General features: G+C 33.3%; 1 protein-coding gene. It reads left to right on the top strand.

What is annotated here, in order from left to right; genetic code table 11:
• Nucleotides 1–28: 28 nt before the first annotated feature.
• Nucleotides 29–1,034 (top strand): RNA-guided endonuclease TnpB family protein (locus JCM10991_RS11765; protein ID WP_225349979.1); only part of this gene is annotated, 1,006 nt, incomplete at its 3' end.

Genomic DNA, 1,034 nt, shown 5'->3' with positions numbered 1-1,034 from the left:
ACGGGCAAAAAGTAATCTTAATTCTTTAATGGTTCAATCTGTGTTTAGAACGGTAAATGCTAGATATAAAACTGTTCAAACACAATTAAAACAACGACCATTTAAGTATAAAACCGATGAAATTGACGCTAAAACTGGCAAAAACGTTTGGAAGTATATCCCTCGTGATTTGGAATGGTTACGAAAACCGATTAAGTTTTCTAGACCGCAAGCTGATTATGTACGTTCTTATAACTATTCCTTTGTTCAAAAGGGAACTAAAATTTCAATTAACGTTCTTGGTAAACGTATTAAAGTCCCTTTTAATGCTAATTACTTACCATTTTCCTTAGAAGATAAGGATATTAAATTAGGTACTGCTAAATTAGTCTGTCTTAAAGGTCATTGGTTTTTACACATGTCATATACTAAAGCAATTAGTGAATGGCAAAAAGAAGATAATCAACATGTAGTTGGCATTGATAGAGGATTACGTTTTCTCACAACTGCTTATGATGAAAAAGGTAAGACCAACTTTGTTAGCGGTAAGAATATTGCCTATAGGCGTAAAAAGTATGCTTATTTACGAAGTAAATTACAAGCTAAAGGAACTAAGTCAGCAAAAAGAAAGTTAAAACGACTAGCGCATCAAGAGAACCGTTGGATGGCAGATATTAATCACTGCTTATCTAAGACACTTGTTGAACGATATGGTCAAAACACTTTGTTTGTATTAGAAGACTTAACTAATGTTACTTTTGAAAAATCTAATTCCAATAAAGACCAGACTAGAGAATTACACTCATGGTCATTTTACGATTTGCAGACTAAATTAACTTACAAGGCTCAAAGAAATCAAAGCCAAGTGCTAATTGTGTCTGCAAATTATACTAGTCAACGTTGTCCTCGATGTGGTCAGATTAGAAAAGAAAACCGTAATCACTCTTTACATGAATATAAGTGTGTGAATTGCGGATTCAGAACGAATGATGACCGTGTAGGAGCAATGAATTTACAAGAATTAGGTAAACAATATATCTCAGGTGTTGAGAGAC

Source organism: Ligilactobacillus equi DSM 15833 = JCM 10991 (assembly GCF_000615765.1).
Lineage (GTDB): Bacteria > Bacillota > Bacilli > Lactobacillales > Lactobacillaceae > Ligilactobacillus > Ligilactobacillus equi.
This window is presented reverse-complemented; position numbering and strand designations above follow the sequence as displayed.